Source organism: Streptomyces sp. NPDC058326 (genome assembly GCF_042879855.1).
Classification (GTDB): Bacteria; Actinomycetota; Actinomycetes; order Streptomycetales; family Streptomycetaceae; genus Streptomyces.
In genome coordinates, this window is the sequence record NZ_JBHVZO010000011.1 from 130,282 (window position 1) to 144,776 (window position 14,495).

Consider the following 14,495-nt stretch of genomic DNA (forward strand, 5'->3'; position numbering starts at 1 on the left):
TCGACAGTAATCTGACTGCCCGTGACCAGTCGATTCCTTTCCACTTCCCCCAGCCGGCGCACGGTCGTCAAGGCCGCCGCCGCCACCGCCGCGGTGCCCGCCCTCCTGGGCGCGGCCTCCACGGCCCACGCGGTCTCCGGGGCGACCGCGTTCCTCCACGGCGTCGCCTCCGGCGACCCGCTGCCCGACGGCGTCCTGCTCTGGACGCGCGTGACCCCCACTCCCGACGCCATACCCGGCTCCGGCCTCGGCGCCGACGTCCAGGTCGGCTGGGAGCTCGCCGAGGACCGGGACTTCGCCCGGATCGTCGCCTCCGGTACGGCCACGGCGACCGCCGCCTCCGACCACACGGTGAAGGCGGACGTCCGGGGTCTGCGCCCGGCCACCTCCTACTGGTTCCGCTTCACCGCGGACTCCGCCGTCTCCCCCGCCGCCCGCACCCGGACCGCGCCGGCCGTCGACGCCGCCGTGCCCGGTGTCCGGTTCGGCGTGGTCTCCTGCGCGAACTGGGAGGCCGGCCACTTCTCCGCGTACCGCCACCTCGCCGCCCGCGCCGACCTGGACGCGGTCCTCCATCTCGGCGACTACCTCTACGAGTACGGCAGCGGCACCTACCCGGAGGCGAAGTACACCGTCCGGCGGCACGAGCCGCGCCACGAGATCGTCTCGCTCGCCGACTACCGCGCCCGGCACGGCCACTACAAGACGGACGCGGACCTCCAGGCGCTGCACGCGGCCCACCCGGTGATCGCCATCTGGGACGACCACGAGTTCGCCAACGACGCCTGGACGGGCGGGGCCGAGAACCACACCCCCGGTGCCGAGGGCGAGTGGGCGGCCCGGGTGGCCGCCGCCAAGCAGGCGTACTTCGAGTGGATGCCGGTCCGCGCCTCCACGGAGGGCACCGTCTTCCGCCGTCTCCGCTTCGGAAGGCTGGCCGATCTGCATCTGCTCGATCTGCGCTCCTTCCGCTCGGCCCCGGCGCAGACGGGCAGCGGCGGCGTCGACGATCCGGAGCGGAGCGTCACGGGCCGGGCCCAGCTGGACTGGCTCAAGTCGGGTCTCGCGGGCTCGGACGCGACCTGGCAGCTGGTCGGCACCTCGGTGATGATCTCGCCGGTCGCCTTCGGCGCCCTGCCCGCCCACCTCCTGGAGCCGCTCGCCGAGCTCATGGGTCTGCCGAAGGAGGGGCTCGCGGTCAACGTCGACCAGTGGGACGGGTACACGGACGACCGGAAGGAGCTGCTCGCCCACCTGACGTCGCGGGCCATCCGCAACACGGTCTTCCTGACCGGTGACATCCACATGGCCTGGGCCAACGACGTGCCGGTGAAGGCGGCGACGTATCCGCTCTCGGCCTCGGCGGCGACCGAGTTCGTCGTCACCTCGGTGACCTCGGACAACCTCGACGACCTGCTGCACGTGGCCCCGGGGACGCTCTCGGTGGTGGCCGCGGGGGCCGTCAAGGCCGCCAACCGGCATGTGAAGTGGGTGGACATGGACCACCACGGCTACGGCGTCCTCGACGTGACCGCCGAGCGCTCGCAGATGGACTACTACACCGTCTCCGACAAGACCGATCCGGCCGCGACGACCGCCTGGACGCGCTCCTATCGGACGCTCAGCGGGACGCAGCGGGTCGAGCGGGTGCACCAGCCCGTCCGCTGAGGTTCCCGTGTTGTTCCCCTGACGGACACTCATGGTCGATTTTCAGCCATGATCGCTTCTGTTAACAGGAGATGACGTCGCTACGGCGGGTGGCCGGTTTTGGAGATCGAATCCGGACACACCACCCGCCTCTGTCACCCCGACTGTTACGTCGACGTCTCAAACTCCGGAAGCCGCACAAGTTTTTCTTCCCGATGCCCTGAATTGCTCCATGAATGATTGGGCCTGATCACTTCTCAACGACCCCTGACATGGACGCGTAATCTCCCCGCAGTGGCGAGGAAGTTCCTCACCACCACCCCCCGCGAGGAGTCACCGTGCGTGCTCTTGTCCGTATATCGCCGCGTATGTCACGTCGTATGCTCGGCACCGCCATCATGGCCGGAACCCTGGCCCTGGCCCCCCTGTCCGCCCCGGTGGCCACCGGCGCGCCCACCGCCACCCTGGCCGGCGCCTCGGCCGAGGAATGTGTCGACGGCCACGACGACCACGAGGCCCTCTCCGGTGCCCGTAAGGCACGCGGAGCCGAGAGCCACGCCCACGAGCCCAACGAGGTCACGGCCGCCCAGGCCAAGACCATGGACGAAGACTTCAAGAAGAAGTTCACCGCGGCCCGCGCCGAGGGCCGCGTCGGCGCCACGGCCGACGCCGCCGCCGTGGTGAACATCCCCGTCTACTTCCACGTCATCCACTCCGGGACGACGGGCAAGCTCTCCGCCACCCAGATCAACAACCAGATGGCGGTCCTGAACGCGGCGTACGCCGGCCAGGGCACCGGCAACGTGAACAGCAACTTCCAGTTCACCCTGGCCGCGACCGACTACACGGACAACGCCTCCTGGTACAACCTGGCCTCCGGCTCCACCGCCGAGAAGCAGATGAAGCAGACCCTCCGCAAGGGCGGCGCCGGCGCGCTGAACTTCTACACCGCGAACCTGAGCGGCGGCCTCCTCGGCTGGGCGACCTTCCCGTCCTCGTACCAGTCGAACCCGTCCATGGACGGAGTCGTCGTCCTCGACACGTCGCTCCCGGGCGGCTCGGCGGCCAACTACAACGAGGGCGACACCGCCACCCACGAGGTCGGCCACTGGATGGGCCTCTACCACACCTTCCAGGGCGGCTGCAACGGCAACGGCGACTACGTCACCGACACCCCGGCCGAGAAGAGCCCGGCCTACGAGTGCCCGACCGGCCGTGACTCCTGCGCCTCCAAGTCCGGTGTGGACCCGATCCACAACTTCATGGACTACACGTACGACGCCTGCATGTACCAGTTCACCTCGGGCCAGGTGACCCGCATGAACGAGTACTGGGCCGCCTACCGCGCCTGATCAGACCGCACGACGGCGCGTGGCCCCCGGGGGAACTCCCCCGGGGGCCACGCCCGTTCGACACCGTCCTACAGGTCCTCGATGAAGGCCAGCGCCACCGACCAGGCCTGCTCGGCCGCCTCCTCGTCCCAGTCGGGCAGCTCCGCGTCCGTGAACACGTGTCCCGCGCCCGGGTAGCGGTAGATCTCCACGTCCGCCCCCGCCCTGCGCATCTGGAGGTACCAGGAGGACAGCCAGTCGTACGTCTCGAACGGGTCGGGATCGGCCACGTGCAGCTGTACGGGCAGCTCGTCCACCGACGCGGACTCCGCGAGGTCCGAGGTGCCGTGGAACAGCAGCAGCCCGCGCGCCTTCTCGTCCCCGAGCGCCAGGGTCTGCGCGATCGAGGCCCCGAGGGAGAGGCCCATGTAGACCAGTCCGCGCTCGGAGTAGGGAGCGGCGGCGAGGACCGCCCGCTTCAGCAGCTCGTCCTTGCCGATCTCGTCCCGGAGCTCCACACCCTCCTCGACGGTCCCGACCGTCCGGCCCCCGTAGAGGTCCGGGGTCCAGACCTGATGCCCGGCGGCGCGGAGCCGCTCGGCAGCGGCCTCGACGGAAGGGGTCAGCCCGTAGGCCGAGTGGAAGAGCATGATGTCCATGCGTCCCATCCTGCCACCCGGCCCCCGGCGCACCGGCCTCACCGCATGCTGCGGACGTCCAGCTGCCGCAGCACCCGGTCCACCACCTCCGGGTCCGCGCCCGGCTCGCTGCGCGCGGCGAGCACCTCGTGCCGCGCGGCCGACATCAGCTCCCGCTGGATCCGCTGCACCGCCTTGAACCGCTCCGTCCGCTCGACGAAGGCGGCCTTCCGCTCCTCGTCGACCATGTCCGGGCTGATCCGCGCCCCGATGTCGTACGCCCCGCGCAGGAGCCGCTCCTGGACGTCCTCGGGCAGCTCCTCGGCCTCCTCGATCTCCTTGAGCCTGCGCTTGGCGGCCTTCGCCGCACGGATGGCGAGATCCCGCTCGAGGGCACGCTCCGCGTCCGCGTCGGCCCGCACCCCGAGCCGTCTGACCAGCCAGGGCAGCGTGAGCCCCTGGCAGACGAGGGTGGCGATGATCACGCAGAAGGCGATGAAGACGATCTCGTCGCGGCCGGGGAACGGCGAGCCGTCGTCGGTACGGAGCGGGATGGCCAGCGCGAGCGCCACCGAGGCCACCCCGCGCATGCCCGCCCACCACATGACGATGGTCTCCCGCCAGCTCGTCGGGATCTCCTCGTCGACGTCCCGGCGGGTGTGCAGCCGCTTCGCGAGCCAGGTGGCGGGCAGCAGCCAGAGCAGCCGGACGCCGACGACCACCGCGACCACGACGGCGCCCCGGCCGAGCATCTCCCAGCCGTGCCCCTCGGCGACACCGAAGACGTGCACGAGTTCGAGACCGATCAGGCCGAAGGCGATGCCGGTGACCAGGGTGTCCACGATCTGCCAGAAGGTCTGTCCGGCGAGCCGCCCCATGACGTCGTCGGCGTCGGCCGCGTGCTCGGCGAGGAAGAGCGCGGTGACCAGGACGGCGAGGACGCCGGAGCCGTGCAGCTCCTCGGCGAGCACGTAGCTCACGAAGGGCACGAGGAGGGTGAGGCCGGTCTGGAGGGTGGCGTCCCCCAGGAGCCCGATGAGCTTGTTGGAGAGCCAGCCGAGCGCCAGGCCGAGGACCATGGCGACCACGGCGGAGAGGACGAGCTGGCCCGCGGCCTCGGGCCAGGAGAAGGAACCGCTGACGACGGCGGCGATCGCCACGTGGTAGAGCACGATGGCCGTGACGTCGTTGAAGAGGCCCTCGCCCTCAAGGATCGACACGAGGCGGCGCGGAAGGCCGAGCGAGCCGGCCACGGCGGTCGCCGCCACCGGGTCGGGCGGCGCGACGAGGGCGCCCAGCGCGATCGCGGCGGCCAGCGGAAGGCCGGGCACGAGCGTGTGCGCGACCGCGCCGACGGCGGCCGTGGTGACGAAGACGAGGGCGACCGCGAGCAGGAAGATGGGCCGTCTGTTGGCCGCGAACTGCCGCCAGGAGGTGCGCTGCACGGAGGCGTAGAGGAGCGGCGGCAGCACCAGCGGGAGGATGAGTTCCGGCGGGATGTCGACGTTCGGTACGAAGGGCAGGAAGGCCAGCACGATCCCGATGAGGGTCATCAGGACGGGCGCGGGCAGTCCGAGCCGCTCACCGAGGGGGACGGTGAGCAGGGCGCCGAGCAGCAGCAGCAACAACAGGGCCAATTGATCCACGGCCCCACCCTGCCACGCGCGACCGTTTCCGCCCTTGTCGCCCCAACTGGACACCCATGAGAAGACAACGGCGCCCAGCCACCGACCGTAGAGCCCCCGCTTAAAGGACCTTCCGCATCGCCCGGTGCGGGATGCCCGCGTCGGGGAACTCGGGGCCGTAGACCTCGTAGCCGAGCCGCTCGTAGAAGCCGAGCGCGTGCGTCTGCGCGTGCAGGTCGACGGCGGTCAGACCGCGCTCGCGCGCCGCTTCCTCGACGGCCCGCACGAGCGCCGCGCCGACACCGAGGCCGCGGGCCGCCCTGGCGACCGCCAGCCGGCCGAGCGAGCCCACCGAGGCGTCGCCGCCGGTCTTCCCGAGCGCGTCCGCCCCGAACAGCAGGCGCCCGGTGCCGAGCGGCAGCCCGTCCTCGCGCACGGCGAGCACATGCACCGCGGTCGCGTCGTACGTGTCGTACTCCAGCTCCTGCGGAACGCCCTGCTCCTCGACGAAGACCTCCCGGCGGACCGCGAAGCAGGCCTCCCGGTCCTCGGCGCCGAGGGCCTCACGGACGCCGTACGCGGCGCTCACTGGCTCTCCGACGCGATCCGGTCGAGGGCCTTCCGCAGGTCCTCGGGGTAGGTGCTGGCGAACTCGACCCACGCGCCGTCGCCCGGGTGCTCGAAGCCGAGACGGACGGCGTGCAGCCACTGCCGGGTGAGGCCGAGGCGCTTGGCGAGCGTGGGGTCGGCGCCGTAGGTGAGGTCGCCGACGCAGGGGTGGCGGTGGGCGGACATGTGCACCCGGATCTGGTGGGTGCGGCCCGTCTCCAGCTTGATGTCGAGCAGCGAGGCCGAGCGGTACGCCTCGATGAGGTCGTAGTGCGTGACCGAGGGCTTGCCCTCGGCGGTGACCGCCCACTTGTAGTCGTGGTTCGGGTGCCGGCCGATGGGCGCGTCGATGGTGCCGCTCATCGGGTCGGGGTGCCCCTGCACGAGGGCGTGGTAGCGCTTGTCGACCACGCGCTCCTTGAACTGGCGCTTGAGCGAGGTGTACGCGTACTCCGACTTGGCGACCACCATCAGACCGGAGGTGCCGACGTCGAGGCGGTGCACGATGCCCTGGCGCTCGGCGGCGCCGGAGGTGGAGATGCGGTATCCGGCCGCGGCGAGGCCGCCGATGACGGTGGTGCCGGTCCAGCCGGGGCTGGGGTGCGCGGCCACGCCGACCGGCTTCATGATCACGACGATGTCGTCGTCGTCATGGATGATCTCCATGCCCTCGACGGGCTCGGCGACGATCTGGACGGGCGCCGCGGCACCCGGCATCTCGACCTCGAGCCACGCACCACCGCTGACCCGCTCGGACTTGCCGACGACGGAGCCGTCGACCTGGACCTTCCCTGCGGCGGCCAGCTCGGCCGCCTTCGTACGGGAGAACCCGAACATACGGGCGATGGCGGCGTCGACGCGCTCGCCCTCAAGGCCATCGGGAACGGGCAGCGTGCGGATCTCGGGACTCGTACTCACCCGTCGAGTATGCCTTGTGCCGGACGTGCTCCGTCCGGCGTCAGTCCTTGTGGACGGTTCCGTCCGGGTCCAGACCACGGAACGACAGGATCACGATGAGGATGCCGCCGCAGACGATCGCCGAGTCGGCGAGGTTGAAGACGGCGAAGTGCGCGGGCGCGATGAAGTCGACGACCGCGCCCTCGAAGACGCCGGGAGAGCGGAAGATCCGGTCCGTGAGGTTGCCCAGCGCCCCGCCGAGCAGCAGCCCGAGCGCGATGGCCCAGGGCAGGCTGTAGAGCTTCCGCGCGAGCCGGATGATCACGACGATCACGGCGGTGGCGATACAGGTGAAGATGATCGTGAAGGCCTCGCCCATGCCGAACGCGGCACCCGGGTTCCGGATGGCGTCGAAGCGCAGCACGTCGCCGATCACCCGGATCGGCTCTCGGCCCTCCAGCTTGGCGACCACCAGCATCTTGCTGCCCAGGTCGAGCAGGTAGGCGATGACGGCCACCACGAAGAGCGCGACGATCCTGCGCCTGCCCCTCGGCCGCTCCTCGGGAGCGGCCGACCCGTCGGGCGCGGCCGTACCGTCGGCACCAGCCGACCCGTCGGAGGCGGCCGATTCGTCGGCCCCTGCTGAATCCGGCGTACCGATGATGCGCTCCGCCTCTGCCACGTGAGTGAGTCCCTCGACCTCGATGCCTGACCGTGCACCGAGGGTACGGCACAGGCGTACGAGACCGGCAGCCGAGATCGTCAGCCGCGCCGCTCCTGCCGCTGCTTGTCCTCGACGCAGAGCGTGGCCCGGGGGAAGGCCTGCATGCGCGCCTTGCCGATCGGTTTCCCACACACCTCGCAGAGGCCGTACGTGCCGGCGTCGAGCCGTTCCAGGGCGTGCTCGGTCTGTTCCAGCATCTCCCGCGCGTTGGCGGCGAGAGCCAGCTCGTGCTCCCGGGTGATGTTCTTGGTGCCGGTGTCGGCCTGGTCGTCGCCCGCGCCGTCACCGGAGTCCCGCATGAGGCCGGTGAGCTCCTCCTGGGAGTGCGCGAGCTCGCTGCGCAGTCTCAGCACCTCCGACTGGAGCACGGTGCGGGCCTCGGTGACCTCGGCCGGGGTCCATGGGTCCTCGCCCGGCCGCACCGCGAGCTCGCCGGTACGGGCCGGAGGCACCGCGGTCTCCTCCCCGGCGGTCGTGACGCCACCCGCGGTCTTCTTCGCTGCCACCGTGCCGACTCCTGTCTGCTTCTTCGCGGGCGCCTTCGTGGCGGCCGCCTTCTTCGCCACGGCCTTCTTGGCGGGCGTCTTCCTGACGGCGGCCCCGGGGGCAGCCCTCTCCTCGCCGCCGGGCGGCGCGGCACCCTCCTCCTCGGCGGGCCTCTCCTCGGCCGCCGGTTCCCCGGCTGCCGTCTCCTCGGCGACGGACTTCTTCGCGGCCGTCCTCTTCGCGGTCGTCTTGCTCGCGGCCGTCCTCTTCACGGCCGTCTTCTTCACGGCGGGCGTCTTCTTCGCGACCGTCGGCGGCTCCGTGACCGTCGTCTTCTTCCCGGCCACGTCCTTGGCGCCCTCGGCCGGACCGGCGGAACCGGCGGCCGAGGTCTTCTTCGCGGCGGTCTTCTTCGCCACCATGTCGCGGCCCCTTCACATTTTGTGATCTTGCTCGCGAATCGTGCTGGGACGATAAATCGGCCCAAGGCCCGCGGCAACGGGCCACGCCGCCGTTCCCACCCGCCCCCGCGCCCCTCGGGGCGGGCCTGCCTCCGTTGTGCCCAGCTCCCCGCCGGGTAATCCGTCCCGGCCCTCCCCCACATGGCCCCACCCCAAGTCCGGCCCGCCCCGTATGGCCATTCGGGTCACGGAAAAACCGGTCTGCCACCTCGCGCCCGGCCCCGTACACTGGCCACAGCGAAAGGCTTGGATGGGGACGAGTAGCGTCGTACGCAGCCGTGAGCGACCCGGGGACGGTGAGAGCCCGGGGGCGAGCCCGATGTGAAGCATCACCCCGGAGCCGTCGGAAGAAAGCCGCAGGACCCCTGCGGTGACTAGACCCGGCGTCGCGACCCCAATGAGGGGGCTCAGGGCGTGCGCGCCCCGGGCCAAGGAGGGTGGTACCGCGGGAGCAGCGCTCTCGTCCCTCCGACGGAACGACGACAGTCCGCCGGAGGAACTCGATGACACCGCCGCAGTACCGCCAGGTGCCCGCCCAGGTCGACCTGCCCGCGATGGAGCACGACGTGCTCGATTTCTGGCATGAGAGCAAGGTCTTCGCCAAGACCCTCGAACAGTCCGAGGGACGCCCCGAGTGGGTGTTCTACGAGGGCCCGCCCACCGCCAACGGCATGCCCGGCGCGCACCACATCGAGGCCCGCGTCTTCAAGGACGTGTTCCCCCGCTTCCGGACCATGCGCGGCTACCACGTGGCCCGCAAGGCCGGCTGGGACTGCCACGGCCTGCCGGTCGAGCTCGCCGTCGAGAAGGAGCTCGGCTTCTCCGGCAAGAAGGACATCGAGGCGTACGGCATCGCCGAGTTCAACGACAAGTGCCGCGAGTCGGTGACCCGGCACACCGACGCCTTCGCCGAGCTGACGACCCGCATGGGCTACTGGGTCGACCTCGACGACGCGTACCGGACCATGGACCCCTCGTACATCGAGTCGGTCTGGTGGTCCCTGAAGCAGATCTTCGACAAGGACCTCCTCGTCCAGGACCACCGGGTCGCCCCCTGGTGCCCCCGCTGCGGCACCGGCCTCTCCGACCACGAGCTGGCCCAGGGCTACGAGACGGTCGTCGACCCCTCCGTCTACGTCCGCTTCCCGCTGACCTCCGGCCCGCTGGCCGGGAAGGCGGCGCTCCTCGTCTGGACGACGACCCCGTGGACCCTGGTGTCCAACACGGCGGTCGCCGCCCACCCCGAGGTCACCTATGTCGTGGCCACCGACGGCGACGAGCGGGTCGTCGTCGCGCAGCCGCTGGTCGAGAAGGCGCTCGGCGAGGGCTGGGTCACCACCGGTGAGTCCTTCACGGGCGCCGAGATGGAGCGCTGGACCTACCAGCGCCCCTTCGAGCTGGTGGAATTCCCCGAGCCGGCGCACTACGTGGTGAACGCCGAGTACGTGACGACCGAGGACGGCACGGGTCTGGTCCACCAGTCCCCCGCCTTCGGTGAGGACGACCTCAAGGTCTGCAAGGCGTACGGCCTGCCGGTCGTGAACCCGGTCCGCGCCGACGGCACCTTCGAGGAGGACGTGCCGCTGGTCGGCGGCGTCTTCTTCAAGAAGGCCGACGAGGCGCTCACCGCCGACCTGGAGGCGCGCGGGCTGCTCTTCAAGCACATCGCGTACGAGCACAGCTACCCGCACTGCTGGCGCTGCCACACGGCCCTGCTGTACTACGCGCAGCCGTCCTGGTACATCCGTACGACCGCGGTCAAGGACCGGATGCTCGCCGAGAACGAGCGGACGAACTGGTTCCCGGACTCGGTCAAGCACGGCCGCTTCGGCGACTGGCTGAACAACAACGTCGACTGGGCGCTCTCCCGGAACCGCTACTGGGGCACCCCGCTGCCGATCTGGCGCTGCGAGGACGACCACCTGACGTGCGTGGGCTCGCGCGCCGAGCTGACCGAGCTGACCGGCACGGACCAGTCGGAGCTCGACCCGCACCGCCCGTACATCGACGCGGTGACCTTCCCGTGCCCGAGCTGCTCGAAGACCGCCACGCGCGTGCCGGAGGTCATCGACGCCTGGTACGACTCGGGCTCGATGCCGTTCGCGCAGTACGGCTACCCGTACGAGAACAAGGAACTGTTCGAGTCCCGGTACCCGGCGCAGTTCATCTCCGAGGCCATCGACCAGACCCGCGGCTGGTTCTACACCCTCATGGCCGTCGGCACCCTGGTCTTCGACAAGTCGTCCTACGAGAACGTGGTCTGCCTGGGCCACATCCTCGCCGAGGACGGCCGCAAGATGTCCAAGCACCTGGGCAACATCCTCCAGCCGATCCCGCTGATGGACCAGCACGGCGCCGACGCCGTCCGCTGGTTCATGGCGGCCGGCGGCTCCCCGTGGGCGGCGCGCCGCGTCGGCCACGGCACGATCCAGGAGGTCGTGCGCAAGACCCTCCTGACGTACTGGAACACGGTCGCCTTCCAGGCGCTGTACGCCCGCACGTCCGGCTGGGCCCCGTCGGCCGCGGACCCGGCCCCGGCCGACCGCACGGTCCTCGACAGGTGGCTGCTGTCCGAGCTGAACACGCTGGTCGCCGAGACGACCGAGGCGCTGGAGTCGTACGACACCCAGCGCACCGGCAAGCTGATCTCGGCCTTCGTCGACGACCTCTCCAACTGGTACGTGCGCCGCTCGCGCCGCCGCTTCTGGCAGGGCGACAAGGCGGCCCTCCGCACCCTCCACGACGTGATCGAGACGGTCACGCGCCTGATGGCCCCGCTGACCCCCTTCATCACCGAGCGGGTCTGGCAGGACCTGGTGGTGCCGGTGACACCGGGCGCCCCCGACTCCGTCCACCTGGCCACCTGGCCGGAGGCGGACACCGCCCTGATCGACAAGACGCTCTCGGAGCAGATGCTCCTGGTCCGTCGGCTGGTGGAGCTGGGCCGGGCGACGCGGGCGGAGTCGGGCGTGAAGACCCGCCAGCCGCTCTCCCGTGCACTGGTCGCGGCGGCGGGCTTCACGGCTCTCTCCCCCGAGCTCCAGGCCCAGATCACGGAGGAGCTGAACGTCAGCTCCTTGGCGTCCCTGTCCGAGGTGGGCGGCTCGCTCGTCGACACGACGGCGAAGGCGAACTTCCGCGCCCTGGGCAAGCGCTTCGGCAAGGGCGTCCAGGACGTGGCGAAGGCGGTGGCCGCGGCGGACGCGGCGGCGCTCTCCCTGGCCCTGCGTGCGGGCGAGGCGACCCTGGAGGTGAACGGCGAGACGATCACCGTCACCCCCGAGGAGGTCATCATCACCGAGACGCCCCGTGAGGGCTGGTCGGTCGCCTCGGACGCGGGCGCGACGGTCGCCCTCGACCTGGAGATCACCCCGGAGCTCCGCAGGGCGGGCCTGGCCCGTGACGCGATCCGGCTGATCCAGGAGGCCCGCAAGAACAGCGGCCTGGACGTCGCCGACCGCATCGCCCTGCGCTGGACGTCGGAGTCCCCGGAGACCGTGGAGGCCCTGACGGCCCACGCGGCCCTCATCGCCGACGAGGTCCTGGCCACGGACCACGCCCAGGGCGACGCGGACGACACGTACGGCACGCCGTTCGAGGACGAGGGCCTGTCCCTGACGTTCCGTCTCCGCAAGGCGTAAGCAGCACGCGAAGGGCCCGGCACCATGGTGGTGCCGGGCCCTTCGCGTGCCCGCTCGTCCCGCCGGCCGGACGGGCGCCCATCCGGGGTGGACGCGGGGGCGTACCCACGGCAAAGGGCCGGGCCCCGGTTTCCCGGGGCCCGGCCCTCCAGCCTGCCGACGGCTACGCGCTCATCGCGCGACCACCCGCCGTCAGTTGTCGTCCTCGTCGATCAGGAACCCGCGCATCGGCGCCGGCGCCTGCTGCATCGGCTGCGGTGCCTGCGGACGGACCGGAGCCATCGGCTGGGTCATCGCCGGAGACATCTGCTGCTGACCGCCGTAGGAGGGGCCGCCACCCATGGACGGCGCACCGCCCATCGCGCCGTTGCCGCCGTAGGACGGCGCGCCCGCGCCGGCCGAGGCCATCGACGGGGCCGGCGGCAGCGAGGCCGTCGCCGGGGTCCGCGGCGGGGCCAGCGAGTCGTCGGCCTGGGTCTCCAGCTGACGCAGCTGCGACTCCAGGTACGACTTCAGCCGCGTGCGGTACTCGCGCTCGAAGCCGCGCAGGTCCTCGACCTTGCGCTCAAGCGTGGCACGGGCGGACTCCAGGGAGCCCATGGCGACGCGGTGCTTCTCCTGGGCGTCCCGCTCAAGAGCGTCCGCCTTGGCGCGGGCGTCCCGCTCCAGGCCCTCGGCACGCGAACGCGCCTCGCCGACGATCTTGTTCGCCTCGGAGCGGGCCTCGGCGATCGCCTGGTCGGCGGTCTGCTGGGCCAGCGAGAGGACACGCGCGGCGCTGTCGCCACCGGGACCCTGGGCAGGCTGCTGCTGCATCTGCGGCGGCATCTGCTGCTGCATCTGCTGCTGCTGCATCTGCTGCTGCGGGTGACCCATGGGGCCGCCCTGCATCGGGCCGGGACCCATCGGACCGCCCTGCATCGGGCCGCCCTGCATGGGACCACCCTGCATGGGGCCGGCGGGAAGCTGGGGGGCACCGGACGGCAGCTGCGGCGGGCCCATCTGCGGCGGCTGCTGCTGGACCGGCGGTCCGGATATGGCGGCGGGCACCGGTGCGCCGGGACCGACGGGACGATCCTGCTGCTCCGGGGGCTTGCGCATCCCCTGCTGCTGCTGTTGCTGCTGCTGGTTCTGCGCGGCGGCACGCGTCGCGGCGGCCAGCTTGGCGCGCAGGTCCTCGTTCTCGCGGAGCAGGCGGGTCAGCTCGGCCTCGACCTCGTCGAGGAAGGCATCGACCTCGTCCTCGTCATAGCCTTCTCGGAGGCGGACGGTCGTGAACTGCTTGTTCCGCACGTCCTCGGGGGTCAGCGGCATCTCTTCTTCACCTCTACGTAGTCGTCGGCAGTCGGCAAGACCGTATCGTCCACATTCACCTCGCGAAGCTGCTCACGATGGAGATCAGGATGTAGACAATGATCATCAGAACGAAGAAGGACAGGTCGAGTGCCACGCCCCCGAGACGCAGCGGCGGGATGAGTCGCCGCAGAAGCTTGAGCGGTGGATCGGTGACAGTGTAGGTGGCCTCAAGGACGACCACCATCGCCTTACCGGGTTGCCATGAACGGGCGAACTGGAAGACGTAGTCCATGACAAGTCGGACGATCAGGAGGACGAGGAAGCACATCAGCACGATGTAGACCACCTGTAGTGCGACGCCCATCCCGCGGTTCCCTCTCCCCTGACTTACGTGCTCTTACTTGTCCGGCCGCTTCGCGACCGGTCCGTCCGGTTCTTGTGTTCTCAGCTCTGGTTGAAGAATCCGCCCTCTGCGATCCGGGCCTTGTCCTCCGCCGTGACATCGACGTTAGCAGGCGACAACAGGAACACCTTCTGCGTCACGCGCTCAATGCTGCCATGGAGCCCGAAGACGAGTCCGGCGGCAAAGTCGACAAGTCGCTTCGCGTCCGTGTCGTCCATCTCCGTGAGATTCATGATCACGGGGGTGCCCTCACGGAAGTGTTCCCCGATGGTACGGGCCTCGTTGTAGGTCCTGGGGTGCAGCGTGGTGATGCGGTAGGGCTCCCGCTCGGACACGACCTTGGGCATGATCACCGGTGCGTTCTTCTCCATGCTCGGGCGTTCGGGTGTGATGGATGCCACGGGGGCAATTCGGGCCGGACGTCCGCTTTCGGCGAGTACAGGGACAGAATGGGCGATCGGTTCCCGGGGGGCCGGGGGCTGCACCACTCGTACCGGTTCCTCGCGCTCCACCTGACGCGGGGGGGAGTGGCGCCGGTCGCGCTCGGGCTCCGGCTCCAGCTCGGGTTCGAAGTCGTCGTCGGGGTCGAAGCCCCGGCCGTCGTACCCATCGTCCTCCACGAGGCCGAGGTAGACCGCCATCTTGCGCATCGCGCCGGCCATTCTCTGAGTCCTCCGCTCTGTGGTGGATCGCCCTACTGGCCAATTCGCAGCGTCACCAAGTGCCCGCGATCCACG

The 14,495-nt window shown here is 70.6% G+C and carries 12 protein-coding genes; 3 read left to right on the forward strand and 9 right to left on the reverse strand.

Annotation, left to right across the window (positions count from 1 at the left end; all coding sequences use genetic code 11):
- The first annotated feature begins 21 nt into the window (after window positions 1–21).
- On the forward strand, window positions 22–1,668 hold the full coding sequence (locus ACFVYX_RS21295; protein ID WP_389682970.1) for an alkaline phosphatase D family protein: 1,647 nt from the start codon (window positions 22–24) through the stop codon (window positions 1,666–1,668).
- 347 nt (window positions 1,669–2,015) lie between these two features.
- Window positions 2,016–2,999 (forward strand): zinc metalloprotease, encoded by a 984-nt coding sequence (locus ACFVYX_RS21300; protein ID WP_389682971.1) that lies wholly within the window; start codon window positions 2,016–2,018, stop codon window positions 2,997–2,999.
- A 68-nt stretch (window positions 3,000–3,067) separates the two neighbouring features.
- On the opposite strand, the gene ACFVYX_RS21305 is transcribed toward ACFVYX_RS21300, so the two are convergent.
- The 6 genes from ACFVYX_RS21305 to ACFVYX_RS21330 all read right to left on the reverse strand — a co-directional run bounded on the left by ACFVYX_RS21305 (window position 3,068) and on the right by ACFVYX_RS21330 (window position 8,379).
- Window positions 3,068–3,646 (reverse strand): dienelactone hydrolase family protein, encoded by a 579-nt coding sequence (locus tag ACFVYX_RS21305; RefSeq protein WP_389682972.1) that lies wholly within the window; start codon window positions 3,644–3,646, stop codon window positions 3,068–3,070.
- A gap of 29 nt (window positions 3,647–3,675) precedes the next feature.
- Entirely contained in the window at window positions 3,676–5,262 is a 1,587-nt protein-coding gene (locus ACFVYX_RS21310) for a Na+/H+ antiporter (protein WP_389682973.1), read from the reverse strand.
- 100 nt (window positions 5,263–5,362) lie between these two features.
- Complete coding sequence (locus tag ACFVYX_RS21315; protein WP_389682974.1) at window positions 5,363–5,830, reverse strand: GNAT family N-acetyltransferase; 468 nt, start codon at window positions 5,828–5,830, stop codon at window positions 5,363–5,365.
- Window positions 5,827–6,768: an RluA family pseudouridine synthase gene (locus ACFVYX_RS21320; protein ID WP_389682975.1), complete on the reverse strand. Its 942-nt coding sequence runs from the start codon at window positions 6,766–6,768 to the stop codon at window positions 5,827–5,829. Before ACFVYX_RS21320 ends, ACFVYX_RS21315 begins: the two co-directional genes overlap by 4 nt.
- A 40-nt stretch (window positions 6,769–6,808) precedes the next feature.
- Window positions 6,809–7,429 carry a signal peptidase II gene (lspA, locus tag ACFVYX_RS21325; protein WP_389682976.1) on the reverse strand — a complete coding sequence of 207 codons (621 nt, stop codon included), beginning with the start codon at window positions 7,427–7,429 and terminating at the stop codon, window positions 6,809–6,811.
- Between the two features lie 80 nt (window positions 7,430–7,509).
- Entirely contained in the window at window positions 7,510–8,379 is an 870-nt protein-coding gene (locus ACFVYX_RS21330; protein WP_389682977.1) for a TraR/DksA C4-type zinc finger protein, read from the reverse strand.
- Window positions 8,380–8,921: 542 nt separating this feature from the next.
- Here ACFVYX_RS21330 and ileS point away from each other — a divergent pair.
- Complete coding sequence (ileS, locus tag ACFVYX_RS21335; protein ID WP_389682978.1) at window positions 8,922–12,059, forward strand: isoleucine--tRNA ligase; 3,138 nt, start codon at window positions 8,922–8,924, stop codon at window positions 12,057–12,059.
- A gap of 192 nt (window positions 12,060–12,251) precedes the next feature.
- Here ileS and ACFVYX_RS21340 read toward each other — a convergent pair whose 3' ends face one another.
- The 3 genes from ACFVYX_RS21340 to ACFVYX_RS21350 form a co-directional block, all read right to left on the reverse strand.
- On the reverse strand, window positions 12,252–13,373 hold the full coding sequence (locus tag ACFVYX_RS21340; RefSeq protein WP_389682979.1) for a DivIVA domain-containing protein: 1,122 nt from the start codon (window positions 13,371–13,373) through the stop codon (window positions 12,252–12,254).
- Window positions 13,374–13,428: 55 nt separating this feature from the next.
- Entirely contained in the window at window positions 13,429–13,719 is a 291-nt protein-coding gene (locus tag ACFVYX_RS21345) for a YggT family protein (RefSeq protein WP_017238790.1), read from the reverse strand.
- 80 nt (window positions 13,720–13,799) lie between these two features.
- Window positions 13,800–14,420, reverse strand: coding sequence for a cell division protein SepF (locus ACFVYX_RS21350; RefSeq protein WP_389682980.1), 621 nt, complete (start codon window positions 14,418–14,420; stop codon window positions 13,800–13,802).
- Window positions 14,421–14,495 lie beyond the last annotated feature (75 nt).